Source organism: Microbacterium sp. SLBN-146, assembly GCF_006715145.1.
Taxonomy (GTDB): domain Bacteria; phylum Actinomycetota; class Actinomycetes; order Actinomycetales; family Microbacteriaceae; genus Microbacterium.
Map to the genome: position 1 here is coordinate 2,729,064 of NZ_VFMR01000001.1, position 25,742 is coordinate 2,754,805.

General features: G+C 67.1%; 29 protein-coding genes and 2 tRNA genes. 14 read left to right on the plus strand and 17 right to left on the minus strand.

From position 1 onward, the window contains the following. The first annotated feature begins 28 nt into the window (after window positions 1–28). Both FBY39_RS16740 and FBY39_RS12120 read left to right on the plus strand, forming a co-directional pair. Entirely contained in the window at window positions 29–349 is a 321-nt protein-coding gene (locus tag FBY39_RS16740) for a hypothetical protein (RefSeq protein ID WP_260837881.1), read from the plus strand. Further along, window positions 324–914, plus strand: a complete 591-nt coding sequence (locus tag FBY39_RS12120; RefSeq protein ID WP_260837883.1) for a hypothetical protein — start codon at window positions 324–326, stop codon at window positions 912–914. Before FBY39_RS16740 ends, FBY39_RS12120 begins: the two co-directional genes overlap by 26 nt. Before the next feature lie 21 nt (window positions 915–935). Here FBY39_RS12120 and FBY39_RS12125 read toward each other — a convergent pair whose 3' ends face one another. The 6 genes from FBY39_RS12125 to FBY39_RS12150 form a co-directional block, all read right to left on the minus strand. Then, window positions 936–1,430, minus strand: coding sequence for a DUF2017 family protein (locus tag FBY39_RS12125; protein WP_141932536.1), 495 nt, complete (start codon window positions 1,428–1,430; stop codon window positions 936–938). After that, window positions 1,427–1,732 carry an ATP-dependent Clp protease adapter ClpS gene (gene clpS / locus FBY39_RS12130; protein WP_141932537.1) on the minus strand — a complete coding sequence of 102 codons (306 nt, stop codon included), beginning with the start codon at window positions 1,730–1,732 and terminating at the stop codon, window positions 1,427–1,429. The genes FBY39_RS12125 and clpS overlap by 4 nt, the downstream gene beginning before the upstream one ends. Beyond that, entirely contained in the window at window positions 1,723–2,070 is a 348-nt protein-coding gene (locus FBY39_RS12135) for a metallopeptidase family protein (RefSeq protein WP_141932538.1), read from the minus strand. Before FBY39_RS12135 ends, clpS begins: the two co-directional genes overlap by 10 nt. Window positions 2,071–2,095: 25 nt before the next feature. Beyond that, a tRNA-His gene (locus FBY39_RS12140) sits at window positions 2,096–2,171 on the minus strand. Window positions 2,172–2,208: 37 nt separating this feature from the next. Next, window positions 2,209–2,835 (minus strand): oligoribonuclease, encoded by a 627-nt coding sequence (gene orn, locus FBY39_RS12145; RefSeq protein ID WP_141932539.1) that lies wholly within the window; start codon window positions 2,833–2,835, stop codon window positions 2,209–2,211. A 38-nt stretch (window positions 2,836–2,873) separates the two neighbouring features. Then, window positions 2,874–2,946: transfer RNA gene (locus FBY39_RS12150), tRNA-Arg, on the minus strand. Between the two features lie 119 nt (window positions 2,947–3,065). On the opposite strand from FBY39_RS12150, the gene FBY39_RS12155 reads away from it, so the two are divergent. Next, a complete protein-coding gene (locus FBY39_RS12155) occupies window positions 3,066–3,278 on the plus strand; it encodes a methyltransferase (protein ID WP_141932540.1) in 213 nt (70 codons plus the stop codon). 71 nt (window positions 3,279–3,349) lie between these two features. Here FBY39_RS12155 and FBY39_RS12160 read toward each other — a convergent pair whose 3' ends face one another. Then, window positions 3,350–3,976, minus strand: a complete 627-nt coding sequence (locus FBY39_RS12160; protein WP_141932541.1) for a YitT family protein — start codon at window positions 3,974–3,976, stop codon at window positions 3,350–3,352. 61 nt (window positions 3,977–4,037) lie between these two features. On the opposite strand from FBY39_RS12160, the gene FBY39_RS12165 reads away from it, so the two are divergent. Continuing rightward, entirely contained in the window at window positions 4,038–5,462 is a 1,425-nt protein-coding gene (locus tag FBY39_RS12165; protein WP_141932542.1) for a PLP-dependent aminotransferase family protein, read from the plus strand. A gap of 9 nt (window positions 5,463–5,471) precedes the next feature. Here the strand turns inward: FBY39_RS12165 and FBY39_RS12170 are convergent, their stop codons facing one another. Further along, a complete protein-coding gene (locus FBY39_RS12170; RefSeq protein ID WP_141932543.1) occupies window positions 5,472–5,735 on the minus strand; it encodes a hypothetical protein in 264 nt (87 codons plus the stop codon). Window positions 5,736–5,965: 230 nt separating this feature from the next. Between FBY39_RS12170 and ssb the strand changes: the two genes are divergently transcribed. The 4 genes from ssb to FBY39_RS12190 all read left to right on the plus strand — a co-directional run bounded on the left by ssb (window position 5,966) and on the right by FBY39_RS12190 (window position 9,308). Beyond that, window positions 5,966–6,493: a single-stranded DNA-binding protein gene (ssb, locus tag FBY39_RS12175; RefSeq protein WP_141932544.1), complete on the plus strand. Its 528-nt coding sequence runs from the start codon at window positions 5,966–5,968 to the stop codon at window positions 6,491–6,493. A gap of 41 nt (window positions 6,494–6,534) precedes the next feature. Further along, window positions 6,535–7,059 (plus strand): DUF6993 domain-containing protein, encoded by a 525-nt coding sequence (locus FBY39_RS16540; RefSeq protein WP_313901702.1) that lies wholly within the window; start codon window positions 6,535–6,537, stop codon window positions 7,057–7,059. 61 nt (window positions 7,060–7,120) lie between these two features. Then, a complete protein-coding gene (ettA, locus tag FBY39_RS12185; RefSeq protein WP_141932545.1) occupies window positions 7,121–8,800 on the plus strand; it encodes an energy-dependent translational throttle protein EttA in 1,680 nt (559 codons plus the stop codon). Further along, complete coding sequence (locus FBY39_RS12190) at window positions 8,793–9,308, plus strand: thioesterase family protein (RefSeq protein WP_141932546.1); 516 nt, start codon at window positions 8,793–8,795, stop codon at window positions 9,306–9,308. The genes ettA and FBY39_RS12190 overlap by 8 nt, the downstream gene beginning before the upstream one ends. A gap of 21 nt (window positions 9,309–9,329) precedes the next feature. On the opposite strand, the gene FBY39_RS12195 is transcribed toward FBY39_RS12190, so the two are convergent. Beyond that, a complete protein-coding gene (locus tag FBY39_RS12195) occupies window positions 9,330–10,178 on the minus strand; it encodes an acyl-CoA thioesterase II (RefSeq protein WP_141934163.1) in 849 nt (282 codons plus the stop codon). Window positions 10,179–10,296: 118 nt separating this feature from the next. On the opposite strand from FBY39_RS12195, the gene FBY39_RS12200 reads away from it, so the two are divergent. After that, on the plus strand, window positions 10,297–10,971 hold the full coding sequence (locus tag FBY39_RS12200; RefSeq protein WP_141932547.1) for a hypothetical protein: 675 nt from the start codon (window positions 10,297–10,299) through the stop codon (window positions 10,969–10,971). Here FBY39_RS12200 and FBY39_RS12205 read toward each other — a convergent pair. From FBY39_RS12205 to pepN, 8 genes are all read right to left on the minus strand, one after another. Beyond that, entirely contained in the window at window positions 10,968–12,638 is a 1,671-nt protein-coding gene (locus tag FBY39_RS12205; protein WP_141932548.1) for an FAD-binding dehydrogenase, read from the minus strand. The genes FBY39_RS12200 and FBY39_RS12205 overlap by 4 nt on opposite strands. 22 nt (window positions 12,639–12,660) lie before the next feature. Next, window positions 12,661–13,155 (minus strand): globin, encoded by a 495-nt coding sequence (locus FBY39_RS12210; protein ID WP_141932549.1) that lies wholly within the window; start codon window positions 13,153–13,155, stop codon window positions 12,661–12,663. After that, window positions 13,152–14,270, minus strand: coding sequence for a mechanosensitive ion channel family protein (locus tag FBY39_RS12215; RefSeq protein WP_141932550.1), 1,119 nt, complete (start codon window positions 14,268–14,270; stop codon window positions 13,152–13,154). The genes FBY39_RS12210 and FBY39_RS12215 overlap by 4 nt, the downstream gene beginning before the upstream one ends. Window positions 14,271–14,332: 62 nt before the next feature. Continuing rightward, complete coding sequence (locus FBY39_RS12220) at window positions 14,333–14,992, minus strand: response regulator transcription factor (RefSeq protein ID WP_141932551.1); 660 nt, start codon at window positions 14,990–14,992, stop codon at window positions 14,333–14,335. Beyond that, window positions 14,989–16,254 (minus strand): sensor histidine kinase, encoded by a 1,266-nt coding sequence (locus FBY39_RS12225; protein WP_141932552.1) that lies wholly within the window; start codon window positions 16,252–16,254, stop codon window positions 14,989–14,991. The genes FBY39_RS12220 and FBY39_RS12225 overlap by 4 nt, the downstream gene beginning before the upstream one ends. Window positions 16,255–16,264: 10 nt before the next feature. Continuing rightward, window positions 16,265–17,122 carry an ABC transporter permease gene (locus FBY39_RS12230; protein WP_141932553.1) on the minus strand — a complete coding sequence of 286 codons (858 nt, stop codon included), beginning with the start codon at window positions 17,120–17,122 and terminating at the stop codon, window positions 16,265–16,267. Beyond that, complete coding sequence (locus FBY39_RS12235) at window positions 17,119–18,030, minus strand: ABC transporter ATP-binding protein (protein ID WP_141932554.1); 912 nt, start codon at window positions 18,028–18,030, stop codon at window positions 17,119–17,121. The genes FBY39_RS12230 and FBY39_RS12235 overlap by 4 nt, the downstream gene beginning before the upstream one ends. 112 nt (window positions 18,031–18,142) lie before the next feature. Continuing rightward, complete coding sequence (pepN, locus tag FBY39_RS12240) at window positions 18,143–20,689, minus strand: aminopeptidase N (RefSeq protein WP_141932555.1); 2,547 nt, start codon at window positions 20,687–20,689, stop codon at window positions 18,143–18,145. Window positions 20,690–20,821: 132 nt separating this feature from the next. Between pepN and FBY39_RS12245 the strand changes: the two genes are divergently transcribed. Genes FBY39_RS12245 through FBY39_RS12265 form a run of 5 tightly spaced genes read left to right on the plus strand, consistent with a single transcriptional unit; the run spans window position 20,822 to window position 25,741 of the window. Beyond that, on the plus strand, window positions 20,822–22,009 hold the full coding sequence (locus tag FBY39_RS12245) for a ferrochelatase (protein ID WP_186336951.1): 1,188 nt from the start codon (window positions 20,822–20,824) through the stop codon (window positions 22,007–22,009). A 21-nt stretch (window positions 22,010–22,030) separates the two neighbouring features. Further along, complete coding sequence (locus FBY39_RS12250) at window positions 22,031–22,573, plus strand: ribose-5-phosphate isomerase (RefSeq protein WP_141932557.1); 543 nt, start codon at window positions 22,031–22,033, stop codon at window positions 22,571–22,573. After that, window positions 22,573–23,574, plus strand: coding sequence for an Fpg/Nei family DNA glycosylase (locus FBY39_RS12255; protein ID WP_141932558.1), 1,002 nt, complete (start codon window positions 22,573–22,575; stop codon window positions 23,572–23,574). Before FBY39_RS12250 ends, FBY39_RS12255 begins: the two co-directional genes overlap by 1 nt. Window positions 23,575–23,606: 32 nt before the next feature. Next, complete coding sequence (locus FBY39_RS12260; RefSeq protein ID WP_141932559.1) at window positions 23,607–24,260, plus strand: FMN-binding negative transcriptional regulator; 654 nt, start codon at window positions 23,607–23,609, stop codon at window positions 24,258–24,260. Then, on the plus strand, window positions 24,257–25,741 hold the full coding sequence (locus tag FBY39_RS12265) for an amidohydrolase (protein WP_141932560.1): 1,485 nt from the start codon (window positions 24,257–24,259) through the stop codon (window positions 25,739–25,741). The genes FBY39_RS12260 and FBY39_RS12265 overlap by 4 nt, the downstream gene beginning before the upstream one ends. Window position 25,742: the final 1 nt, after the last annotated feature.

Here is a 25,742-nt window from a genome sequence, read left to right on the forward strand (position 1 = left end):
CGTGGACTTCGACGGGTAGCGTTGCAGTATGTCCAACATCGCACTTGAGCTCGGCAAGCAGTCAGCATCACTCGGCGTTCACAGCGCCTACGGCGAGCAGCAGGATGTCGACGGGGTGAGGTTGATCCCCGTGGCGATCACCTGGTCCGGATTCGGCGGGGGCTCCGATGACTCCGGCAACGGTGGAGGCGGCGGCGGGGCATACGCGATCCCTGTGGGCGCGTACATCCGCAAAGGCGGCGATCTTCGTTTTGAGCCGAACATCGTCTCGCTCCTCGCTGTGGCGATTCCCTTCGTCTGGATCGCCGGACGCGCTCTCAGTCGTGTCATCCGCGCTCTCAAGAAGTAGCGATCCCGTCACTGCTGCCGTCGAAGCCGGTGTCGCGCGAGTCGTCGCCGCTCTCGCCGAGATCGGTGCGTCCAATCCGGTCGTGCTGATCGACGGGCGCAGCGGTGCCGGCAAGTCGAGTCTTGCGCGTCGTCTCGTGCAGCATTGGCCGATGGCGGGGCGGGTTCAGCTTGTCGCACTCGACTCGCTCTATCCCGGTTGGGACGGCCTGGAGCTGGGCGTCACCGTCGCCACCGAGAATGTCCTTCGTCCCCATGCGCGCGGGATCATCGGCGTGTGGCGCCGCTGGGACTGGGATGAGGGAGCGGTGGCCGAGGCGCACGCGATCGATCCCGCACTTCCGCTCATCGTGGAAGGTTCGGGAAGCCTGAATGTGACGACGGCGCGGCTCGCCGACATCACGGTATGGGTCGAGTCGCCGGAGGCCTCACGCAAGCAGCGCGCTCTCGCGCGCGACGGCGACACCTATCGACCGCATTGGGAGCGATGGGCGCGCCAGGAGGAGCGGCACCTCGCGAACGATTCACCAGGCGAACTCGCCAAGATCGTTGTCACGGTGCCCTGAGGTCGACATCTCAGTGCCGGTTCACGCCTCATCGAGCGCGCGGACGAGGCGATCCAGACGGAACCCGAGCCAGTCGTAGATTCCGAAGCGAGGGTCGTCGTCGTCGTGATCATCTTCCCCGGTGATCCCCAAGCGCGTCGCGAGCACGAGGCGGATCGCTGCCAGAGTGCGAAGCCACGACCGAGCCGTTTCGGCATCGAGGACGATGACGGTGCCTGTCGACGACTCTGCCGCGTCGAGATCCGTGGTCGGCGGCGAGTCGTCGAGTGAGGCGAGTACCGCATTGGCGTCATCATGCCGGCGACCCAGGAGATCCCGCTCTGTGAGGGAGCGGAACTCTCGTGCTGCCTCAGGGTCCGCGTAGGCGTCCGGGACGAGACGACGAACGGCCGGGTCCGCGCGGTCAGGGTCCGGGCTTTGCGGCGCATCCAGCAGTTCCACGAACTGCGCCACCAACTGGCGCAAATGAACGATTTCGAGCGGAACCATCTCCAGGATCACCGTCGGAGCCGTCATCGAGGAGCCTCTCTGACCGTCGCCCACAGACCATAGTCGTGCATGGCACTCGCGTGCAGTTCCATTTGTTCTCGCGCTCCTTCGGAGACGACGGCATGCCCGTCGTGGTGGACGCCGAGCATGAGCCGCTCGGCGTGCGCGGGTGAATAGCCGAAGTACTCCCGGAAGACGTGGGTCACATACGACATCAGGTTGACGGGATCGTTCCACACCACCGTCTGCCAGGGGACGGCGGCCGACTCCCGTTCGGAGACATCGACCCTCTCGTCGAGTTCGGGAAGCGCGGTCGTCATCACGCCCATCCCAGTTCGTGGAGTCGGTCGTCGTCGATCCCGTAGAAGTGGGCGATCTCGTGGACGAGAGTCGTATGGATCTCGTCCCGCAGCTCGTCCTCGTCGTCGCAGACAGCCAGATGCGCTTCGCGGTACACGATGATCCGGTCGGGCAGTTCGCCTCCGCCGTAGCGGTCTCGCTCCGTGAGTGCCCATCCGTCGTAGAGACCGAGCAGATCGAGACTGCCGTCTTCGGAGCGGTCTTCGACCACAAAGATGACATTGTCGAGCCCGTCGACCATATCGTCGGGAAGTGCGTCCAGCTCGTCGACGACGAGCCGCTCGAACGCCTCTGCGCCCATCTCCATGCGATGCCTCACAGCTCCGCGACCATGGGGTGAGTAACGGGACTTGAACCCGCGACCCCCTGGACCACAACCAGGTGCTCTACCGACTGAGCTATACCCACCATGCCTCCCGCCAACGCGGGCAACCAGAAGATTCTCTCACACCTCGGGTGCGAACGCCGACACCGCCGCCGCCGCCGCGGCGCGTGCACCGTCGCTCGTCGGACCGGGTTCGGGCACGAACACAGCCTGTCGGTAGTACGCGAGTTCTCGGATGGATTCGAGGATGTCGGCGAGGGCGCGATGGCCGCCGTCCTTTGCCGGGGCGTGAATATAGGCCCGCGGATACCAACGGCGTGCGAGCTCTTTCACGCTCGAGACGTCGACGTTGCGATAGTGCAACCAGCGGTCGATGCGCGGCATGTACTTCGCGAGGAACATGCGATCGGTGCCGATGGTGTTGCCAGCGAGAGGAGCCTTGCCCTCGATGGGGACGAAGCGCTGGATGTACTCCAGAGCCTGGAACTCGGCGTCTGCGAGCGACACTCCCTGGGGGATCTCGTCGAGGAGGCCCGACTTCTCGTGCATCGCTGTCACGAAGTCATTCATGTGCTCGAGGGCGGACGCGTCCGGTTTTATGACGATCTGGAACCCGGGATCGACAGGACGCAACTCGAAGTCGGTGATCACGACGGCGATCTCGACGAGTTCGTCGACGTCGAGGTCGAGACCCGTCATCTCGCAGTCGATCCAGACCAGCCGGTCGTTCTCTGAAGCACCCACCATGCGCCCATCCTAACGACGGGTTCCGACGCCGAGATCCGTCCCCCAGGCACGATTCGAACGTGCGACCGGCGGATTAGAAGGCCGCTGCTCTATCCACTGAGCTACTGGGGGTTGCCCGTCAAGGCTACCGGGCCGACGATCGCGCAGGGAATCTCGCGCCGGTCCGGGACGGGATCTGGCGCGACGTGCAGTGACGGCGTAGCGTCGGTGGCATCGGAGGGAGTTCGACGATGAGCACAACCGACACCAAGCACCCCCTGTGGGTGGCATACGGCCCCGGGGGCGTGGCGGGAAGCATCCGCAAGGACGACGACGGCTATGTCGTGACGATGGCAGGCGCCAGCTCCGTGGCTGGGACCTATCCCTCGATGGAGATCGCCAAGCGCGCACTCCACGCGCACATGCGCCCGGGGAGCGACTGGCCCTCGTTCCGCGAGCATTGAGGGTTCCGCGAGCACTGAGGGTTCCGCGAGCACTGCGGGCTCTGCGGCGCTGAGGCCCGCGCGAGACCCCTTCACTCCACCCGCATCGGTTCGGAGAGCGCGGGTCCCGATGGCGCGCGTCGGCGGCGCGTCGAGTCGAGGAGTGGGAGAGCGAGGTGGACGAGTGGGCCGATGAGCAGTGCGAACAGCACTGTGCCGATGCCCACGGTTCCGCCGAGCATCCATCCGGCCGCGAGGACCGTCAGTTCGACGGACGCGCGGCAGACCCAGATGGGCCAACCGAGTCGCCTGTGGAGCCCTGTCATGAGTCCGTCGCGGGGTCCCGGGCCGAAGTGCGCGCCGATATACAGGCCGGATGCGACCGCGACGGCAACGATCCCTGCGAGAAGCACCAGAAACTGGACCAGGAATCCCTGCACGGGCGGGATGACCCACAGTGTGAACTGCATGCTGGTGCCGACGAGCATGATGTTGGCGATCGTTCCCCACCCCGGACGCTGGCGCAACGGGATCCACAGGAGGAGGACGAGGAAGCCGAGGATGTTCGTGATCCACCCGATACCGATGCCGGTCTTGATCGAGAGGCCCTCGGCGAGAACCGTCCACGGGTCGACGCCGAGACCGGCTTCGATCGTGAGCGCACAGCCGAACCCGTAGAGGGCGAGACCGACGAACAATTGCAGGATGCGGCGGGACATGCGTCAATCCAACCTCATCATTGGACTGTTCGGTGCAGGCCAATCAGGCTAGCCTGGACCGGTGGACTCACGAATCTCGGCGCGCGCCCTCAGCATCGCCCTCGGCGGATGGCGCACGCGTGAACCGGCATACGAGGCGTTGGCTGACGGCATCAGGTTGCTGTGCCTGGACAACCGGCTTGCGCCGCGCACGACGCTTCCCGCGGAGCGCGAGCTGGCATCGGCACTGCACATGAGCCGCAGCACGGTTGCGGCGGCGTACCGGAGTCTGCGGGCGTCGGGCCACATCACCAGTGCGCGGGGTTCGGGGAGCACGACCCTGCCGTTGGGGAGACGCGATCCGGGACGCGTCTTGGCCACGGAGGGCTACATCGATCTGCAGCAGGCGAGTCCCGCCGCGTGGCCGGGCCTCGCGGGGGTGATGACGGAGGCCGCAGCCTCGGCAGCGGGTCTCATCGCCCGATCGGGCTACGACGTCCTCGGGCGCCGCGAGTTGCGTGCAGCCATCGCGCAGCGCTACTCCGCGCGGGGACTCGCGACGACGGAGGACGAGATCCTCGTCACGACCGGTGCGCAGAGCGCGATTCATCTTCTGTCCGGCCTCCTCGTCAGCCGCGGAGATCGCGTCGTGATCGAGACGCCGACGTATCCGCATGCCGCTGACGCGCTGCGCAGAGCCGGTGCTCGACTCGTCGGACTTCCCGTCACCGTGGACGACGGATGGGATCTCGAACGCGCACGTCAAGTGTTCGCACGCACTCTTCCCGTTCTCGCCTATCTGATGCCCGACTTTCAGAACCCCACGGGGCGAAGCATGTCGTCGGAAGAGCGCGCCGAGCTGGCGCTCGCGGCGGATCGCGCGGGAACCATCATCGTGCTCGATGAAACGACGGCCGATCTCGACATCGATCGCGGACCTGTGCCGCCGGGGTTCGACGGACACGAGGCGACGAGTGTCGTGCGCATCGGCTCGTTCGGAAAGACCGTGTGGGGAGGCCTGCGTGTCGGATGGATCCGTGCCGACGCAGATCTGATCAGGCGACTCGTAGCCGCTCGACCCGCGCAGGACCTCGGAACTCCCGAGTTCGAGCAGGCTGTCGTGACGGCGCTCCTCTCTCGCTTCGATCGGGTGCTCGAACAGCGGTCTCAGCTGTTGCGCGAAGGGCGGGAGGCCGCTATCTCCGCGCTGTCGGATCACCTCCCGCAGTGGCGGGTCGCAACCCCGCACGGAGGCGTCTCGCTCTGGGTCGAGCTCGATGCTCCGCTGAGTTCGGCACTCGTCATGGATGTGCGAAGCCGGGGTCTTCTCCTCTCCGCCGGTCCGCGCTTCTCGGTGGACGGTGGGCACGACCGTCATCTGCGTATTCCGTTCACCGCGCCGGCAGAAGACCTCACCAGGGCGATCGGTCTGCTCGCCGAGTCGTGGCGGACTGTTCGCGACGGTGCGCCCGTGAGCCTCATCGACGAGTTCGACGCCGTCGTGTGACAGCATCCGTCACGCCCCGTACCGGAGACATTGCAGGGCGTCGTCGGGCGACCAGAACTCGCCGAGGTCGCGAAAACCGGCGGTCGAGACGTGGAATCGCCGGGCAACGTATCTGACGCCCTGCTCATCGACCCGTGTTCCGAGGTGGCCGATGATGCGGCCCTGCTCGTTGCTCACACGCCACAGCGACGGGCCCGCGGGCGTGAGTCGCAAGCGGCTCTGGTCAGCGGGGCGCGGCATCTCGGCTGGCGACTCGATCGTGATCGCGGACATGGTTCCTCCTCTATTCGAAGATAGATACGACCTCCGACATCGCCGTGACGAGCATCAGCTGACGGCTTCATCCGTTCCTCCCCAGCGGGGGGCGTGAGTCCGAGCATCCACAGATCGCGTCCGCACCAGCAGCGGGGGGCCGCCGATCACCGATCGTTGGTCGTGGGAGGCGGCTCGATGGGCACGCTGGCGGGCCGCCTTCCTTCGAACTTCGAGAAGGGAACAGTCGGATGAACCAGACGCACATCTGTCTTGTCGGCAACGTGGCCACCGTGCCGGAACGGCACCAGAGCGGGGGAGGTGATTCGGTAGTGAGATTCCGCGTCGCCAGCTCACCCCGGCGATTCGACCGCGACTCAGGCCGTTGGCAGGACGGTCCGACGTCCTGGTACTCGGTCTCGGTCTTCCGCACTCTCGGCGACCACGCCTTCGAATCGCTGAACAAGGGCGACCGTGTGGTGCTGTCAGGACGACTCAGGATCCGAAACTGGCAGGCGGGAGAGAAGCGCGGGACTGATGCCGAGATCGACGTCGAGGCGCTCGGCCACGACCTCATGTGGGGCACGACGACGTTCGAACCACGACCGCGCACCGGAGCGGAGCAGCGTCGAGAAGACGAATGGACGCACTCGCCGAACTCCTCATCGGGATCTCCCGTCGAATCGGTCGGGTCGCCTGTCGAAGCTGCCCCTGCTCTCGAGTGGGACACGAGCCCTCTCGGATCGACGACGGTCGCGACGGCAGACGTTCCGTTCTGAGCGCTCATCGCCGCGGATGACGGGACGCCTAGACTCGGTACGTGCGTCGACCCCCCGTTCTCCGAATGCCTGCTCGCACCACCACCCCGGCACGCGTCACCGCCATCGTGGCCGCGATCACCCTTGCCGGTCTCCTCGCCGGCTGCACGGGGGATGGCACGGCGCCAGAACCGACCGCCCCCGTCGTCCCGACCTCGGAGCCCACGTCGGTCGAACCCTCGGAGCCCTCAGCGCCTGCTCTCGTATCTGACGGGTCGGCCAGCGACAACCTGCCGCTGTTCGCGCAGGTCGTCGCCGCGGTCTGGGGGAGCCCTGAGAACCTTGCCGGGCGGGCGTACGTGGATGCCCTTGTCGCTGCCGGGTTCGACAAGACAGCGATGCAGGTCACAGAGGACTTCTCCACGGTCGGGAATCCGGCGGAAAGTCTGCAGTTCTCCGTGCTCTGGGGCGGAGAGTGCCTCGTCGGTCAGGTAGGCCCTGCCACGGGTGAACCGGTGACGGCCGTCATGCCTGCTCTCGTCGAGGGTGGCTGCCTCATCGGCAGCACACGTCCCATCGACTGGTGAGATGTACCTGACGGGTAGGCTGGGGGGCTGAGGTCCGGAGCGCAAGGAGAGCGGCACACGCATGGCTGAGTACATCTACTCGATGGTCCGAGCACGCAAGGCGGTCGGCGAGAAGCTGATCCTGGATGACGTCACGATGGCGTTCTTGCCGGGCGCCAAGATCGGAATGGTCGGGCCCAACGGTGCGGGCAAGTCGACGATCCTCAAGATCATGGCGGGTCTGGATGTGCCGTCCAACGGCGAGGCCAAGCTGTCCCCGGGGTTCTCCGTCGGCATTCTGATGCAGGAGCCGGAGCTCGACGACACGAAGACCGTCCTCGAGAACATCGAGGCGGGCGTGGCGATCAAGCCCAAACTCGATCGCTTCAACGAGATCTCCGCGCTGATGGCCGACCCCGACGCCGACTTCGACGCCCTGCTGGCCGAGATGGGGACCCTCCAGGAAGAGATCGACGCGGCAGACGCGTGGGACCTGGATTCGCAGCTCGAGCAGGCCATGGATGCTCTGCGGACACCGCCCGCAGACGCCGATGTCACGAACCTCTCCGGCGGTGAACGCCGCCGCGTCGCGCTGGCGAAGCTGCTCCTGCAGAAGCCCGATCTCCTGCTCCTGGACGAGCCCACGAACCACCTCGACGCCGAGAGCGTGCTCTGGCTCGAGCAGCACCTGCAGTCCTACAAGGGTGCCGTCATCGCCATCACCCACGACCGGTACTTCCTCGACAACGTCGCGGAGTGGATCGCCGAAGTGGACCGTGGACACCTGTACCCCTACGAGGGCAACTACTCGACCTACCTCGAGAAGAAGGCCCAGCGACTCGACGTCCAGGGCAAGAAGGATGCCAAGCTAGCGAAGCGTCTGAAGGAGGAGCTCGACTGGGTGCGCTCCAACGCCAAGGGACGTCAGGTCAAGTCCAAGGCGCGCCTCGCCCGCTACGAAGAGATGGCGGCGGAGGCCGAGCGCACACGCAAGCTCGACTTCGACGAGATCCAGATTCCGGCAGGCCCGCGATTGGGCAGCATCGTCATCGATGCCAAGAAGCTGCAGAAGGGCTTCGACGGCCGTTCGCTGATCGACGGCCTCAGCTTCACACTCCCGCCGAACGGCATCGTCGGTGTCATCGGACCGAACGGCGTCGGGAAGACCACGCTGTTCAAAACGATCGTGGGCCTCGAGCCCCTCGACGGCGGAACGCTCAAGATCGGCGAGACGGTCAAGATCAGCTACGTCGACCAGTCCCGCGGCAACATCGACCCCAACAAGAGCCTGTGGGAGGTCGTCTCCGACGGGCTCGACATCATCACGGTCGGTAAGACCGAGATCCCTTCGCGAGCGTATGTCTCCAAGTTCGGATTCAAGGGTCCCGACCAGCAGAAGAAGGCTGGTGTGCTGTCCGGTGGTGAGCGCAACCGTTTGAATCTCGCCCTCACCCTCAAGGAGGGCGGAAACCTCCTCCTCCTCGACGAGCCGACCAACGACCTCGACGTCGAGACCCTCCAATCACTCGAGAATGCGCTCCTCGATTTCCCCGGGTGCGCTGTCGTGATCACTCACGACCGGTGGTTCCTCGACCGCATCGCGACGCACATCCTCGCCTACGAGGGCACCGACGAGGCCCCCGACAAGTGGTACTGGTTCGAGGGCAACTTCGAGGCCTACGAGGAGAACAAGATCGAGCGTCTCGGGCCCGATGCCGCGAAGCCTCATCGCTCGGCGTACCGCAAGCTGACCCGTGACTGACGGCGCGACGGACACTCCGGATCTCAACGGACACGTCCGTGTGCACATCCCCATCCATCTGCGCTGGGGCGATCTGGACGCGCTGGGGCACGTCAACAACACCTCGATGCTCAAACTTCTCGAAGAAGCACGCCTTCGCGCGTTCTGGCTGCCCGAGAACGGGGGAGAAGCCGCGCCCACGGCCGTCTTCGACATGTCGGTGCTCGAAGGCGGTGGTGAGCGCGCGACCCTCGTCGCACGTCAAGAGATCGAATACCTTCGGCCCGTGCCCTACGGGCATCGGCCGCTCGACGTCCAGATGTGGATCGGCAAGATCGGCGGCTCGAGCCTCGAGATCTGCTACGAGGTCTTCAGCCCGGCGGGTGACGAGGCGCAGACGCTCTATGCGCGATCGTCAGCGGTCGTCGTCCTCGTCGACACCGCGTCGGGCCGACCCACACGACTGACGGATGCGGAGCGTGCCGTGTGGGTTCCGTTCCTCGGCGCGCCGATCGAATACCGTCGCTGACGGCCCTTCGATCGGAGGGCGTCAATCGGAGTCCGGCACGCGCACCATGACTTCCTGGGCGACGCTCGCGAGCAGGACTCCGTCTCGAGAGTAGATCCGACCGGTCGCGAGCCCGCGCCCTCCGCGTGCGCTGGGCGATTCCTGCACGTAGAGCATCCATTCATCTGCTCGTCCCGGCCGGTGCCACCACATGGCGTGGTCGAGACTCGCGACTTTCAGACCCGGCAACTCCCACGGCACCCCGTGCGCGCGAAGGATCGATTCCTGGATGGTCAGGTCGCTGAGATAGGCCAAGGCTGCCCGATGCACGTCGGGACGGTCGTCGATGCGGCGTCGCAGGCGCATCCAGACCGCCTGCCGCGGCGTCTGCTCACCCTCGACAGCGCGATAGATCGGCGAGGGGATGTGACGAAGATCGGCGGGGCGTTCCCGGAACATCCGCTGGGACATCGGGTGGAGCCCTGAGAGTTGCGACTCCAGGTCGTCCACGTCGTCCGGGCCGGGGAGCCCCTCGGGCATCGGTTCCTGATGCTCGAGGCCTGCGTCTTCGTCTTGGAACGACGAGATCATCGACAGGATCGGCACCCCGCCCTGAAACGCCTGGGTGCGGCGCGTCGAGAAGGACCGCCCATCGTGGATGCGATCCACGGCGAACGTGATGCCCTGCGACGCGTCGCCAGGACGAAGGAAGTAGCCGTGCATCGAGTGCACGATCCGCTCGGGTGGGAGAGTCCGGGAGGCTGCGACGATCGACTGCGCGAGGACCTGTCCGCCGTAGACCCGTCCGAGCGGCATCGCCTGCGATTGGCCCGTGAAGATATCCTCCGTCGTGCGGGCGTCGGACTCTGCGAGGTCGAGAACGGCGAGCATCGCCGCGACAGGATCCGTCGGGGTCTCGGCTGCGTCGGCAGGAACGTCGGTCACGTCGTCTTCATCCCCTCCCCGGTCTCGGTCGAGACAGGTGCTGTCGCTTGGTAGTTTAGGTCGGATGCCAGAGCGCCTTCTTCTCGCAGACCCGCACTCCGCCGCCGATGCTCTGACCTTCGCCGGCCGCGCTGCGACCATGGGTGACGGTGCCGTGCGGCTCCGCGCCGCTGAGGGCGTGCTGGTGATGACGAGCGCGCCGCTCGCGCCGCGCGGTCTCTTCGATCAGACGCCGACAGTCCTCGGCATGAGAGTTCTTCGCGCGGATCCGGAACTCGAGTGCGATCTCGTCGTCGCGGCATCCGAACTCGCGCGTGATCAGGAGGCTCCGCACGCCGTCGTGCTGCCCGAATCGGGCCTCGCCCCACCGTGGGCGGGTATCACACCTCCTCGCGGGGGATGGGCGGCGCGTCCCGGAATCGCAGCGGCAACCCTCGCGACGCGGGCGCAGTGGGGCATCGCCGCCGTGGCCGAAGCGATTCCCCGGGATGCCGGAGAAGACCTCGTGCGTTCCGTCCGGGCCGCCGTGTGGGGTCCGCCGGACGCCGATCTCGACGATCTTCCGCTGGGGATCGCGTTCGCCGCGTTCGGCTTGGGATTCATCGCCGGAGAGGAGGAGGCAGCCGTTCGTACGGCCGGTGTCTGGACGCGCATCACCCTGGCACGCGGGCACGTCGTGGTCCGGGGACCTGCGAAGACGGGCCTCGGCGAGATCCGCAGCACCGGCGCGTCGGTTTAGGTCGCCGACGCCATCGCGCGCCCGGCGAGGCGTCCGGAGAAGAGGCACCCGCCGAGGAAGGTGCCCTCCAGTGCTCGATAGCCGTGGACGCCCCCGCCCCCGAAACCACTCGCCTCACCCGCGGCGTACAGCCCCGGCACGGGTATTCCGCTGGGCGCGAGTGCCCGGCCCGTCAGATCCGTCTCGATGCCACCGAGAGACTTCCGTGTGAGAACGTGGAGCTTGACTGCGATGAGGGGACCGGCGCCGGGATCCAGGATGCGGTGTGGCGCAGCCGTCCGGATGAGCTTGTCACCGCGGTACGCGCGCGCCGAGCGCAGCATGGCGATCTGAGCGTCCTTCGTGAAGTCGTTGTCGATCTCGCGATCGCGTGCCTCGATCTCGAACCGCACGCGTGCGGGATCGAGAGCGTCGCCACCGGGTTGCGCTCTCATGCCCACGATGAGTTCGTCAAGAGTGTCGCGGACGACGAAATCCGCTCCATGATCCATGAAGGCCTGGACGGGAGCCGCAGCGCCCTTCCCCAGCCGCGATCGTGCGAGAAGCGCCACGTCTTTGCCGGTCAGATCGGGATTCTGCTCGCTCCCCGAGAGCGTGAACTCCTTCTCGATGATCTTCTTCGAGAGAACGAACCACGAGTGATCGTGGCCCGTCGCACGCAGATGCGCCAGTGTGCCGAGCGTGTCGAATCCGGGATACAGGGGGACGGGAAGCCTGTTCCCGGTCGCATCTAGCCAGACCGACGACGGTCCGGGAAGGATCCTGATCCCGTGGTTGGCCCACACCGGATCCCAGTTCTGGATGCCCTCGACGTAGTGCCACATGCGATCCCGATTGATGAGACGTGTGCCGGCCTCCTCCGCGACAGCGAGCATCGAACCGTCGACGTAGGCGGGGACCCCCGCGATCATCTCCGCCGGCGGAACCCCCAGCCGGGCGGGCCAGTGCTGCCGCACGAGGTCGTGATTGCCGCCGATGCCGCCCGACGAGACGAGGGTGGCACCGGCGGTGATCTGGAAGGAGCCGACAGTTTCGCGGGATGAGGCATACCCTCGCCCCGCGCCGGAGGGGGCCAGGATGTCACCGCTCGCGCCCGTGACCGTCCCGTCGGACGAGGTCAAGGACGTGACACGGTGGCGCGGCAGAATCGTCACGCGGCCCGACGACTCACCCGCTTCCACCTCGGCTTGGAATGCTGCCACGAGGGCCGGCCCCGTTCCCCACGTCACGTGGAAGCGCGGCACGGAGTTGCCAGGTCCCGTCGCGTTGTAGCCGCCGCGTTCCGCCCATCCGACGACCGGGAAGAAGCCGATTCCCTTCTCTCGCAGCCATGCTCGCTTCTCTTGGTGTGCGAACTGGAGATAGGCCTCGGCCCAGCGCCGTGGCCAGGCATCGTCCTCGCGGTCGAACCCCGCCGTGCCGAACCAGTCCTGTCGCGCCAGGTCGAGCGAGTCTGCGATCCCCATGCGCCGCTGCTCGGGGGAGTCGACGAAGAAGAGCCCGCCGAATGACCACCACGCCTGGCCACCGAGGTTGCTGCGCGGCTCCTGGTCGACGATGACGACTCGTTTGCCCGCGGCAAGCGCCTCGCTCGCGGCGACGAGCCCCGCGAGACCCCAGCCGATGATGAGGACGTCGGTAGCGTGCGACGTGTGGGTGGCGGACATGGCGACTCCTTCGTCGTGATCCTCAGTCGCGCGTCGGCGGGACCGCTCTGACCGGGAGGGGGGAGACCGACCCGGGTTGTGGAGAGAGGCCGATGCCCGTGGGCTCGAACGTGTTCACCATGGCATGCGCGGCGCGCTGGAGGTAGTCCCACAGCGTGGCTTCGTGGAGCGGGGGCAGCTCGAGTAGGTCGAGGGCCGTGCGCATGTGGGCGAGCCACCGGTCTCGCGCGTCGGGGTTGACATGGAAGGCCGCGTGTCGCATCCGTAGCCGTGGGTGACCCCGTTCCTCGCCGTACGTCGTAGGTCCTCCCCAGTACTGCTCGAGGAACATCAGGAGCCGGCGCTCGGCGGGCCCGAGGTCCTCTTCCGGGTACATCGGCTTCAAGACCTCGTCGGTCGCGACACCGCGGTAGAACTCGTGGACGAGTCGCTCGAACGTCGCGCGCCCTCCCACCTGCTCGTAGAAGGTGGCCGGCGTTTCGTCGATGGGGTCTCGCGAAGCATCGTCCTCCGTCATGACTCCTCCTTCGGCCCGTCAACGGGGGCGTGTTCTCCGGACTCGGCCGAGGGCTTCTTCGTCTTCGAGGTCCGCTTCAGTTTCCAGACAGGATGCTCGGCCTCGACCTGCGCGATGGGCTGAGGCTTCGTCCGGGGCGGGTTGGCGCCGCGGATGCGTCCGGCACCCTCGAACCCCGTGAGGACGATCGAGTTCAGCTGCGGCAGCGTGATCCCCATCGCGTCGATCGCGCGCTTGAGGCGCACGCGGAGTTCGCGGGCGACATCGTCTTTCGCGTTCGCCCTCGTCTTCATGACGAGACGGATGACGAGCGCATCGCCGGACACCGACTCGAGTCCCCAGACCTCCGGGGCCTCGATGATGCGCGATCGCCATTTCGTGTCTTTTGCAAGCGCCTTCGCCGCGTCGAGCATGACCTTCTCGACCTCTTCGATGTCGGCGTCGACGGGCACGGCGAGGTCGATGATGACGCGGGACCACCCTTGCGACATGTTGCCGATCCGCGTGATCTCACCGTTGCGGACGTACCAGAGCGTTCCGTTCACATCACGCACGTGAGTGATTCGCACGCTGACGTACTCGACGATCCCGGTGGCGAGACCGAGGTCCACGACGTCTCCGATACCGACCTGATCCTCGGCGACGATGAAGATGCCGTTGAGGACGTCTTTGACGATGTTCTGGGCCCCGAAGCCCAGGCCTGCACCGATCGCCGCCGTGAGGAGAGTCAAGGATGCGAGGGCGTTCGGCGCCAAGACGTTGACGATCAGAAGCAACGCGACGATCACGATCGTGACGTTGACCACGTTCTGGAGGATCGAGCCGAGTGTGCGCGTCCGCTGGACGACGCGCACAGAGGCGAGCGGCGACTGTTCGAGGGCACGCGTATCGGTGACCTCCGCCTTCGATTTCGCACCGTTCACGATGCGGCGCACGACGCGACGGATGACGAGCTTGAGGATCCATGCGAGCACAAAGGCGCCGACGATGATGCCGCCGACTCTCGCGAGATTCCAGCCCGCTTCGACGAAGAACACGCCGACCCCCTGCCAGAATTCGAGGTCGGCGATCGTCGGCTCCTCGGGAGCCGCGGCGGGAATGACGGTGGTCCACATGATCGCCACGATCCTAACGACTCGCACTCATGAGACAGCTGAGGCGCGGGGCGACAGCTGCGTCACCGGGTGTCCGTCATGCCGTGTCGATGCGCGAGGATCACAGCGTGCACTCGATCACGGGCACCGATCTTCGTGAGGACGCGGCCGACGTGTGTCTTGACGGTCGACTCGCTCAGGAACAGGTCACGGGCGATCTCGGAGTTCGTGCGTCCGTCGGCGATGGCGCGAAAGACATCGCGCTCTCGATCGGTGAGTGCGTCTGAGCCGGGAAGCGGAGTCGCCGGTACCGCACCGGGACCCACGAGTTCGATGAGACGGCGCGTCACGCGCGGGGCCAGAGCGGCGTCGCCTCCATGGACGGCACGAACGGCTCCCACCAGCTCAGCGCGTTGCGCGTCCTTCAGGAGGAATCCGCTGGCTCCTGCGCGGAGCGCCGCGAACGCATATTCGTCGAGATCGAAGGTCGTGAGGATGAGGATGCGGACGCCGGGGTGTGTCGCCACGATGCGTTCCGTCGCCGTGATGCCGTCCATCACCGGCATCCGGACATCCATGAGGATGACGTCGGGATCGAGTCGCGCCGTTTCGCTGATCGCGTCGCGCCCGTCGGCGGCTTCGCCGATCACCTCGATGTCCGGCTCGGCATCGAGCACGAGCCGGAAGCCGAGGCGGATGAGGTGCTGGTCGTCGACGAGGAGGACACGGATGGGAGCGGTCATGCTTCTTCTTCCCGAGGGACCGGAGCGAACGGGATCTCCGCGCTGAGACTCCAGCCGCCGTCCGCCCGCGGGCCGACATCCAGCGTGCCACCCACGTGTCCCACTCTTTCGTGGAGTCCCCGAAGACCGAATCCGGGTCGTGCGGCCGGAGACGCCATCGTCGTTCCGTCATTGTCGACGATGACTCGCAAGTCTGATTCGGCCACGAGCACACGGACGCCGATCTCCCGAGCGCGGGGAGCGTGGCGCATGGCATTCGTCACACCCTCTTGGACGATCCGGCCGACCGCGAACCGCGCGGAGCGCGGAACGCGGTCGAGATCACCGGCCAGCTGAAGAGTCACGGGATAGCCGGCGCGCTGGGCGGTGGCGACGATCTCTCCGGGATCGACGGGCTGAAGCGGTTCGAGCGGGGACAGCTCGTCGGAGGAGTCGCGAAGCACGCCGAGCATCGCTCGCATGTCGTGCAGCGCCGTCCGCGCGGTCTCGGCGGCGGCATGATTGGCCTGCCGGGCGTGGGCCGGGTCGGCGGCAGCGGAGGCCCCTTCCGAGAGGGCGACGATGACGGTCAGCGAGTGCGACACGATGTCGTGCATCTCCCTCGCGATCCTCGTCCTCTCCGCCGCTGCCGCGAGCTGTGCCTGCTGATCGCGCTCGATGGCGAGTTGCCGCGAGCGCTCGATGAGCGCCTCGAGATAGCGGCGTCGACCGCCGACGTTGATGCCGATGAGTGCACCGATGAGAAGGGGGATGACCGCGCCGACGACGACGCTCGAAAGATAGCCGACGGACTCGGCTCCCGTCACGGCGGACACCACGGCATGAGCGGTGACGAGAACAGTGCCGATGCCTGCAGCGACCCAGCACGCGCGCGTCGAACGGTAGACGGCAAGCGCGTAGACAGCGAACCCGAGCAGGAGGTGCCCGATGGGCGAGAGGCTTGCCGGCAGGAGCAGTGAGGGGAGCAGCACGACGACGAAAACGGCGCGGGGGTGGGTGCGGCGCAGCAGGAGTGCGGCGCAGGCGACGGCCATGAGCGCCGCGGCGAACCACACCTGGGTGATCGCCGGTTGGCTTGCGATGTCCGAGCGGAGGACGAGTGCCGGCGCGGAGACGATGAGTCCCGCCACGGCGACGATCGCGTCTGTCGTGCGGGGGTGCGCCGCCCAGAATCGGCGAAGGACGCCGGGCGGCCGGGGCAGCAGCAGGTCGTCGTCGGTCCGCGTGGCGGAACCGACGACGACCTGCTGCTGCGTGGCCATCCGGATGACTTTACGCGTCGCGTGCCTTGAGACCCACGGCGGATGCCGCGATACCCACGGCGCCCCAGAGCACGAGCGTCACGAAGGCGACCGTCGGCTCGAGGGCTCCGGCGTTGTCGGCGATCATGAGGGCCTGGCCCGCGTTCGTCGGCAGACAGTCCGCGATGTCGTGGATCCACTGCCACTCGTCGGTCTGCGGGAAGAAGGCAGGAACGAGTGGGAGTACGAAGACGACGCCGACCCCGAGGGCGATGGCACCAGGACCGTTGCGCAGAAGGTACCCCGCCGACAAGCCGATGAGCGCGATAACGGCCATCATGAAGCTCCCCGCGAGGATCGGGAGGATCGTGGAGCCCGCATCGGAGAGGTCGAAGCGGATGTCCGACACCGCGAGGACCGGGGCGATCGCGAACGCCGTGGCGGTGAAGATGACGACGCTCGCGACGAAGACGAATCCGCCGACGACGACGCACTTCGCCAGCAAGGAACCGATTCGACCCGGTGCCGCCGTCAGAGTGGAACGGATCATTCCTGTCGAGTACTCGCCCGTGATCTGGATGCTTCCGAGGATCGCGGCGAGGAGCACCGTGAAGGATGTCGGCAGGAGCACCATGTTCACGGCCGTGCCCGCACCGACACCTGCGGGACCGCCGATGTCGTCGGGAATGCTCTGCAGCGACCATGCGGCGAGGAGGGCGAACCCGACTGTCATGACGGCGACGATGGCGATGGACCACCACGGCGATCGCAGAGTAGTGAGCTTGATCCACTCGCTGCGCAGCAGGCGGAGGAAGGACACGCGGTGGCCGTCCGCGTATCGCGAGGCAGGAGCCGAGACGTCCGTCTCGGGGGCGGTGAGCGAGGTCATGAGATCTCCTTCGACTTGTACTCGACGGATTCCCCCGTGAGCGCGAGATAGGCGTCTTCGAGTGATCCTGTGGTCGACGCCAGCTCGTGGAGCGGTATGCCGTGAGCGGCAGCCGTGTCGCCGATGCGGTCCATGGGGATTCCGCTGATGGTCGCGGTGTCCGGCGCGCCTGTCGTGATCGTGGCCCCGTCGCGCGCCATGAGCTCCGCGAGTTCACCGAGGCGTGGGCTCCGGACGCGCACCGTCGTCGTCGTCCAGTCGCGGACGACATCGGTCATGGGGGCGTCGGCGAGCACCCGGCCACGCCCGAGGACGATGATGTGGTCGGCCGTCAGAGACATCTCGCTCATGAGATGGCTCGACAGAAGCACCGTCCGGCCCTGTCCGGCGTAGTACCGGACGAAGTCTCGCACCCAGCGCACACCCTCCGGGTCCAGACCGTTGACGGGTTCGTCTAGGATGAGGGTGCGCGGATCGCCGAGGAGTGCAGCCGCGATCCCGAGCCTCTGCCCCATGCCGAGGGAGAAGCCTCCCGCCCGCTTACCGGCGACGGACTCGAGCCCTGTCAGAGCGATGACCTCGTCGACCCGCGACGACGGGAGACCGTGCGTCGCGGCGAGAGCGCGGAGGTGGTTGCGCGCGGTCCTTCCCGTGTGGACGGCCTTCGCGTCGAGCAGCACTCCCACCTCCGTGAGTGGTGAGCGCAACCGCGAGTAGTCCTTGCCGTCGACGGTCACCCGTCCTCCCGACGGGCGGTCGAGTCCCACGATCATCCGCATCGTGGTGGATTTGCCGGCGCCGTTGGGGCCGAGGAACCCCGTGACCTTTCCGGGTTGCACGGTGAAGCTGACGTCGGACACGGCGTGCTTGGCACCGTAGTCCTTGCTGAGGTGTTCTGCGACGATCATGCTTCCACGCTAGGCAGAGCGCGCAGGATCCGAATCCGGCTGGGGGATGATCCTGAACCGTCCGGCGTGGTACCACGGTGCCACGCCGGACGGTTGCCAGGCGGCGGCGGTGCTACTCGGTGTCGCGCTGCTGGACCGACAGCGCACGCTCGACACCGGCGAGGTTCTCCGCGACGAGCCGGCGGAGAGCCGCGGGGGCGTCGGTGTTCGCGGCGAGCCAGGACCGCGTCGCGTCGCGCAGACGCACGTTGGCAAGTGGCGCGGGGTACAGGCCGGAGATCAGGTACTCGGCGATCTTGTAGGACCGGGACTCCCAGATCGGCAGCAGCATGTCGAAATAGACGTCGACGAAGTCCTCGAGGAGGTCCCGTCCGGCGGGATGCGTGAAACCGAGGGTCGTGGAGCGCACGATCGTGTTCGGCAGATCGTCGCGCTCGACGAGCGAGTCCCACGCGGCCCGCTTCGCCGCGAGCGTGGGAAGCGCCGCTTTCGCCTGTGCGGCGAACTCGCCGCCCTTTGCCGTGTTGTCGGCCTCGAGCGCTGCGGAGATGTCGCTCTGATCGACGAGACCGCCCGCCGCGAGCGACACGAGCAGCTGCCACGAGAGGTCGGTGTCGATCTCCAGACCTTCGAGAGTGATCTCTCTAGCACGCAACTGCCGGACTCGCTCCCACTGCGCGGGGGTCGATGCGGCTGACGCGAACGCCGTGGCGAACTGCAGCTGGTTGTCGCTGCCGTGAGCGGCCGACTCCGCAAGGCCCCACAGTGCGTCGGCGATGCGCGCACGCGTGCCCTCGCGCGTTTCCGGCGCGACATACGCGTTCGCGGCCAACTGGAGCTGCGCGAGCGTCGTGCGGACGGTCGTCGACTCGGTCTCCGCACCGATGTTGCCCAGAACGAGGTCGACGTAGGCGGATGCCGCAGCCTCGGCGTCGCGGGTCTGGTCCCACGCGGCGCCCCACACGAGCGAACGGGCGAGCGGGTCGCTGATGCGTGCGAGGTGATCGATCGCTGTGTCGAGCGAACGGGCGTCGAGACGGATCTTCGCGTAGGCGAGGTCGTCGTCGTTGAGCAGCACGAGGTCGGGACGCGTTAGGCCCTTGAGGTCCGGGACTTCCGTGAGATCGCCGTCGACGTCCAGTTCGATCCGGTGGGTGCGCACGAGCGCGTCGTCCTGGAGGTTGTAGAAGCCGACGGCCAAGCGATGCGGACGGATCGTGGGATAGTCCGCGGGGGCCGTCTGCACGATGGCGAAGCGGGTGATGGCGCCCGTGGCATCCGTTGTGATCTCCGGCGACAGCGTATTGACGCCCGCCGTTTCGAGCCACTTCTTCGACCACGACGCGAGTTCGCGGCCGCTCGTCGCCTCGAGTTCGGTGAGGAGGTCGCCCAGCTCGGTGTTGGACCATTCGTGCTTCTTGAAGTAGGCGGACACCCCTCCGAAGAAGGCGTCGATCCCCACCCACGCCGCCAGCTGCTTGAGGACGGACCCGCCCTTGGCGTAAGTGATGCCGTCGAAGTTGACCTGGACGTCGTCGAGGTCGTTGATCTGAGCGACGACCGGGTGCGTCGAGGGCAGCTGGTCCTGCCGATAAGCCCAGGTCTTCTCCATCGCGTTGAAGGTGGTCCACGCCTCGGTCCACTCCGTGGCCTCGGCGGTCGCGATCGTCGACGCCCATTCGGCGAAGGACTCATTGAGCCAGAGGTCGTTCCACCACTTCATCGTCACGAGGTCGCCGAACCACATGTGCGCGAGTTCGTGGAGGATCGTCACGACGCGACGTTCCTTCACGGCGTCTGTGACCTTCGAGCGGAAGACGTACGCCTCGGTGAAGGTCACCGCGCCCGCGTTCTCCATGGCTCCGGCGTTGAACTCCGGGACGAAGAGCTGGTCGTACTTCGCGAACGGGTAGGGGTAGTCGAACTTCGCCTCGTAGTAGGCGAATCCCTCCCGGGTCTTGTCGAAGATGTAGTCGGCGTCGAGGTGCTGCCACAGGCTCTTGCGCCCGTAGACACCGAGCGGGATGACGCGCCCCGAGGCGCTCGTCAGCTCGGCGAAGGTCGCCTCGTACGGACCCGCGATGAGGGCGGTGATGTACGACGAGATCGGCGGCGTCGGCTCGAACGTCCAGGTCGCCGTGCCATCTCCGTGGCGCTGAGGCTCGGGCGTGGGGGAGTTGGACACGACCTTCCACTCTTCCGGCGCCGTCACCGTGAACTGGAACGTCGCTTTGAGATCGGGCTGCTCGAAGACGGCGAACATGCGGCGTGAATCGGGCACCTCGAACTGCGAGTACAGATAGACCTCGTCGTCGACGGGATCGACGAAGCGGTGCAGACCCTCGCCCGTGTTGGTGTACAGGCAGTCGGCCTCGATGACGAGCTCGTTCTCGGCCGCGAGCCCCGTCAGCGCGATGCGCGAGTCGGAGAAGGACGTCGACGGATCGATCGAGCGACCGTTCAGCGTGATCTCGCGGACGTCGCGCGCGATGAGATCGATGAAGGTGTCGGCACCCTCCGTCGCAGCGAAGCGGATCACGGAGCGGGAACCGAAGATCTCGGCCCCTCTCGTCACGTCGATCGCCACCTCGTACGCGTGGGTCTGGACGATCTCGCGGCGCTCCTGCGCCTCGATGCGGGTGAGGTTCTCTCCTGGCACTGCACTGCTCCCGTGGGTGAGGGGTGGGATGCCGCCTCACGGCGCGGCTGGCGCCGACGGCAACCCGCTCAGCTTAGTCCGGGCCTTCGCGTCGTGGCCTGTCGAGTGTCGAAGCGGTGCGAGGATAGGCGGGTGAACTCGCATGCGCTTCCCATCGAAGTCCCGTTCGCTTCGGATGCCGCAGCATCCGGGCCTGCTCACGTCGAGGTCCCCGTCGCGTACGACGCCCTCCTCCTCGCCGGCTTCGGCGGTCCCGAGGGTCAGGACGACGTGATCCCGTTCCTCCGCAACGTCACGAGAGGCCGGGGGATCCCCGACGAGCGTCTCGAGGAGGTCGCACACCACTACCGCCATTTCGGCGGTGTGAGCCCGATCAACGCTCAGAATCGTGCGTTGAAGGCTGCTCTCGAAGAGGAATTGGCGCGTCGCGGCATCGACCTGCCGGTCCACTGGGGCAACCGCAACTGGGCGCCCTATCTCGAAGAGGCGGTGCAGGATGCCGCGGCCGCGGGCCACACGACACTGCTCGCCCTCGCGACGAGCGCCTACTCGTCCTTCTCGAGCTGTCGGCAGTATCGCGAGGACTTCGCACGAGTGCTCACGGAAACGGGTCTGGGGGATCGGGTCACGATCGACAAGATCCGCCAGTTCTTCGATCACCCCGGCTTCGTTCAGCCGTTCATCGACGGCGTGCGCGACGCGGTCTCGACGTTCCTCGATGACGGCGTCGCGCCGGGAGCGATCCGAGTCCTGTTCTCGACGCACAGCATCCCGACGGCGGATGCCGAGCGCTCAGGTCCACGGGATCTCGATCTCGGGGAGGGCGGTGCATACGCGGCACAGCACCTCGCCGTCGCAGAGGTCGTCATGGCGGCTGTCGCCGCCGAGCGTCCCGCGGCGACCGGCATCGGCTGGGAGCTCGTCTACCAGTCGCGCTCGGGACCGCCCAGCCAGCCGTGGCTCGAGCCCGACGTCAACGACGTCATCGCCGAGCTGCCGGGAAGGGGCGTCTCCGCCGTCGCGATCGTCCCCCTCGGCTTCGTGAGCGACCACATGGAGGTCCTCTGGGATCTCGACACGGAAGCCACCGAGGCTGCGGCGGAAGCGGGCATCCGGTCGATCCGCACGCCGACTCCCGGCATCGATCCCGCATTCGTGTCCGGCCTCGTCGATCTCGTCGAAGAGCGGCTGTCTGGCACCCCCGCTGCGGATCGCCCGCACCGCACAGACCTGGGCCCGTGGTTCGACGTCTGTCGTCCCGCGTGCTGCGAGAACGTCCGTGCGGGGTTCAAACCCGCCGCATCCGGAATCGCCCCCTGAGCCGTCCCTAGGATTGAAAACATGCGCATCCACATCGCGACCGACCATGCCGGTCTGGAGTTCTCCACGCAGCTGCAGCATCATCTCGCTGAGCAGGGCCACGAGGTCGTGGACCACGGTCCCCTCGATTACGAGCCGCTCGACGACTACCCTGCCTTCTGCATCCGTGCCGCACAGGCGGTCGTGCGCGACCAAGCGGCCGGGATCGAAGCTCTCGGCATCGTGTTCGGCGGGTCGGGCAACGGCGAACAGATCGCCGCGAACAAAGTGCGCGGCATCCGGGCGGCTCTCGTGTGGAGCATCGCAACCGCGGAGCTCGCCCGCGAGCACAACGACGCCAACGTCATCGCGATAGGAGCGCGTCAGCACACGTTCGAGCAGGTGACGTCGTTCATCGACCGCTTCGTCGAGACGCCCTTCTCGAACGAGGAACGACACGTGCGACGTATCGGCCAGATCGCCGCCTTCGAGATCGACGGCTCCCTCGAGCCCGATCCGCGCGCCGCGACGGGCGCTCCGGCGGGTGGAGAGTCGGCCGACGAGATCGACCCAGAGGCGGGCTGATGCCCGAAGGGCATTCGGTCCATCGCATCGCCCGACAGTTCGACCGCAACATCGTCGGAAAGAGCGTGCGGGCCTCCAGCCCGCAGGGGCGGTTCGCCGAGGGCGCTGCCGTCATCGACGGGCGGAGGGCCACCGCTGTCCGCGCGGTCGGCAAGCAGATGTTCCTCGAGTTCGACGACGACCTATGGCTGCGGGTGCACCTCGGCATGTACGGCGCGTGGGACTTCGCGGGTGAGATCGAGACAGACCCGACCATCGCCTCCGCCAACGGGCGCATGGGACAGACCAATCAGCGCGGCACCGTCAGTGACGACGAGCCGATTCTCGACTCCGCGGGTGAGAACTCTCTGACGTCGATCGGGGCCCCTCGGCGCACGCGCGTTCGTGTGCGCATGTCTGAGCAGACGACGGGCCTCCCGGGCGATGATCGGGAATGGCCGCCCCCGATCGTCGGGCAGGTGCGTCTGCGGCTTCTCACCGACGTCACCTGCGCGGATCTGCGCGGCCCGACGGCGTGCGAGCTGCAGAACTCCGACGAGGTCGCCGCGACGATCGCGAAGCTCGGACCGGATCCCCTCGTCGACGACGTCGCGGAGGGCGAGAAGCGCTTCATCGAGGTCGTGGGCCGCAAGCCGACGGCGATCGGGCTGCTCCTCATGGACCAGTCGGTCGTGAGCGGTATCGGCAATGTCTATCGCGCCGAGCTGCTGTTCCGAGCGCGCCAGAATCCGCACACGCCGGGACGAGATGTCCGTGAAGAAGTCGTGCGGGATCTGTGGCGCGATTGGGTGCGGCTCCTGTCGATCGGCGTCGAGACGGGCCAGATGATGACGATGGACGATCTGACGCCCGAGCAGTGGCGGGCGGCGATGGCCCACCGCGACGACCGGCATTGGGTCTACCACCGTGCGGGTCTGCCCTGCCGCGTGTGCGGCACGGCGATCGTCGTCGAAGAGGCAGCCGGGCGCAAGCTCTACTGGTGCCCGAAGTGCCAAGCATGAGGTGTCAAGCATGAGTCGCGGAGGCTGATCGAATGCGCCAGAACCCGAGTTTCACGATGACGGACGTCGGCGAGATCCGCCGGCTCATCGTGCGTCACCCGTGGGTCACGATCGTCAGCAGCACCGATGACGGCTTGATCGCGTCGCACTACGCGGTCCTCCTGGACCCCGACCGCGACGACCTCACGATCCTGGGTCACGTCGGCCGGCCCGACGACCTCCTCCACGGGCTCGGTGAGCGCGAACTCCTCGTGGTGGTGCAGGGACCGCACGGGTACGTCTCGCCCGGCTGGTACGGAGACGGCACCCAGGTCCCGACGTGGAACTTCGTCTCCGCGCATTTGTCCGGCGTGCCCGAAATCCTCAGCCGCGAGGAGAATCTCCGCGTCCTCGAGCGTCTCGTCGCCCACTTCGAGGAGCGCATGCCGGAACCACGCCTCATGTGGGCACCGCCCAACGATCCCGCCCTCGTCGAGCGCCTCGAGCGCGGGACGGTCGGCTTCCGGCTGACACCCACGAAGGTCGTCGCCAAGCGCAAGCTGAGTCAGAACAAGACGCCCGACGCCGTCGAGACGATCATCCGAGAGCTGTCAGGGAACGAGCGGTGGGCGAACCCCGAGCTGGCGGACGAGATGCGCCGCGCGCACGAGGCGATGGCTGCGGCGAAAGAGCGCGGCGCACGATGATCGGGACGATTCGTGCGGTGCGGGTGTCCGGACCTGGCCGCGAACTGCTGCCCGACGACGAGCCCACCGACATCTTCATCGAGGACGGGCGGATCAGCGACATCGCTCCGACCGGAGCGCTGCGTCCGCGCGGCGAGATTCTCGAGGGGGAGGGGACGCACCTCGTCCCGGGACTCTGGGATCACCACGTCCACGTCGTGCAATGGGCCCTCGCTGCCGGGAGGCATGATCTCGAGGGCGCGACGAGCGCCGCCCATGCCGCGCGGCTCATGGCGGGCGCTCCGGTCTTCGCCGACGGGCGCCGCATCGGCACGGGCTTCCGCGATGCGTTCTGGCCGGACGAACCGACGCTCGCGATGCTGGATGCCGCGACCGGCGACGTTCCCACGTACCTCATCAACGCGGACGTCCACAGCGTGTGGCTCAACAGTGCTGCGCTGCGCCGAGAGGGACACCAGCTGGATGGCACAGGGATCCTCCGCGAGGAGCCCGCTTTCGAAATCTCCCGTCGGCTGAACGCCATCGATCCGGTCGACGGCGATCGCTTCGTCGAACGGATGGCGAAGGATGCCGCGTCCCGCGGTGTCGTCGGACTCGTCGACCTGGACATGGACTGGAATGAAGCCGCGTGGGCGCGGCGCGTGAACAAGGGTTTCGACGCGCTTCGTGTCGAGTTCGGGATCTACCCGATGTTCCTCGACCGGGCGCTGAACGAAGGGCTCTCGACAGGCGACCCGGCACGCGGGACGAATGGCGGACTGACACGCGTCGGCCCCCTCAAAGTCATCAGCGACGGATCGCTCGGCACCCGCACGGCGGCGTGCACGCACCCCTACGGCACGGACACGCACGATCACGGCGTGCTGACGATCGATCCCGGAACGCTCTTCGAACTCATGAGCCGCGCGACGGCGGGCGGCATCGCCTGCGCGATCCACGCGATCGGCGATGTCGCCAACTCTCACGCACTGGACGCTTTCCAGAGCACTGGCGCGTGGGGGACGATTGAGCACGCCCAGCTCGTCGCGCACGCCGATATCCCTCGCTTCGCCCGGCTCGGAGTCGGTGCGAGCGTCCAGCCCGAGCATGCCCTCGACGACCGCGACCTCACCGACACCATCTGGGCTGGTCAGACGGCGCTGCCCTACCCTCTGCGTTCGCTCGCGGATTCAGGCGCCAACCTGCTGTTCGGCTCGGACGCGCCCGTGTCGCCCCTCGATCCGTGGGCAGCCATGGCGGGTGCGGTGTTCCGCGCGCGCGGCGGTCGTGAGCCCTGGCGTCCCGAGGAGGCGGTGTCGATCGAGACGGCGCTCGCGGCATCCACCCATGGTGGGTCGGCCGACCCCGCGCGCATCGAAGTGGGTGCCGTCGCCGATCTCGCCCTGTGCGCCGCCGACCCGCTCGCGGCCGATGAGACGGGACTCCGTGACATGGATGTCGTGGCGACGCTTCTCGCCGGACGACTCACGCATCGCGCCTGAC

Coding starts and splice junctions, on each gene's coding strand:
- FBY39_RS16740 (WP_260837881.1), top strand. CDS start 29: ATGTCCAACATCGCACTTGAGCTCGGCAAGCAGTCAGCATCACTCGGC.
- FBY39_RS12125 (WP_141932536.1), bottom strand. CDS start 1,430: ATGACGGCTCCGACGGTGATCCTGGAGATGGTTCCGCTCGAAATCGTT.
- clpS (WP_141932537.1), bottom strand. CDS start 1,732: ATGGGCGTGATGACGACCGCGCTTCCCGAACTCGACGAGAGGGTCGAT.
- FBY39_RS12135 (WP_141932538.1), bottom strand. CDS start 2,070: ATGGAGATGGGCGCAGAGGCGTTCGAGCGGCTCGTCGTCGACGAGCTG.
- orn (WP_141932539.1), bottom strand. CDS start 2,835: ATGGTGGGTGCTTCAGAGAACGACCGGCTGGTCTGGATCGACTGCGAG.
- FBY39_RS12155 (WP_141932540.1), top strand. CDS start 3,066: ATGAGCACAACCGACACCAAGCACCCCCTGTGGGTGGCATACGGCCCC.
- FBY39_RS12160 (WP_141932541.1), bottom strand. CDS start 3,976: ATGTCCCGCCGCATCCTGCAATTGTTCGTCGGTCTCGCCCTCTACGGG.
- FBY39_RS12170 (WP_141932543.1), bottom strand. CDS start 5,735: ATGTCCGCGATCACGATCGAGTCGCCAGCCGAGATGCCGCGCCCCGCT.
- ssb (WP_141932544.1), top strand. CDS start 5,966: ATGAACCAGACGCACATCTGTCTTGTCGGCAACGTGGCCACCGTGCCG.
- ettA (WP_141932545.1), top strand. CDS start 7,121: ATGGCTGAGTACATCTACTCGATGGTCCGAGCACGCAAGGCGGTCGGC.
- FBY39_RS12195 (WP_141934163.1), bottom strand. CDS start 10,178: ATGCTCGCCGTTCTCGACCTCGCAGAGTCCGACGCCCGCACGACGGAG.
- FBY39_RS12200 (WP_141932547.1), top strand. CDS start 10,297: ATGCCAGAGCGCCTTCTTCTCGCAGACCCGCACTCCGCCGCCGATGCT.
- FBY39_RS12205 (WP_141932548.1), bottom strand. CDS start 12,638: ATGTCCGCCACCCACACGTCGCACGCTACCGACGTCCTCATCATCGGC.
- FBY39_RS12210 (WP_141932549.1), bottom strand. CDS start 13,155: ATGACGGAGGACGATGCTTCGCGAGACCCCATCGACGAAACGCCGGCC.
- FBY39_RS12215 (WP_141932550.1), bottom strand. CDS start 14,270: ATGTGGACCACCGTCATTCCCGCCGCGGCTCCCGAGGAGCCGACGATC.
- FBY39_RS12220 (WP_141932551.1), bottom strand. CDS start 14,992: ATGACCGCTCCCATCCGTGTCCTCCTCGTCGACGACCAGCACCTCATC.
- FBY39_RS12225 (WP_141932552.1), bottom strand. CDS start 16,254: ATGGCCACGCAGCAGCAGGTCGTCGTCGGTTCCGCCACGCGGACCGAC.
- FBY39_RS12230 (WP_141932553.1), bottom strand. CDS start 17,122: ATGACCTCGCTCACCGCCCCCGAGACGGACGTCTCGGCTCCTGCCTCG.
- FBY39_RS12235 (WP_141932554.1), bottom strand. CDS start 18,030: ATGATCGTCGCAGAACACCTCAGCAAGGACTACGGTGCCAAGCACGCC.
- FBY39_RS12250 (WP_141932557.1), top strand. CDS start 22,031: ATGCGCATCCACATCGCGACCGACCATGCCGGTCTGGAGTTCTCCACG.
- FBY39_RS12255 (WP_141932558.1), top strand. CDS start 22,573: ATGCCCGAAGGGCATTCGGTCCATCGCATCGCCCGACAGTTCGACCGC.
- FBY39_RS12260 (WP_141932559.1), top strand. CDS start 23,607: ATGCGCCAGAACCCGAGTTTCACGATGACGGACGTCGGCGAGATCCGC.
- FBY39_RS12265 (WP_141932560.1), top strand. CDS start 24,257: ATGATCGGGACGATTCGTGCGGTGCGGGTGTCCGGACCTGGCCGCGAA.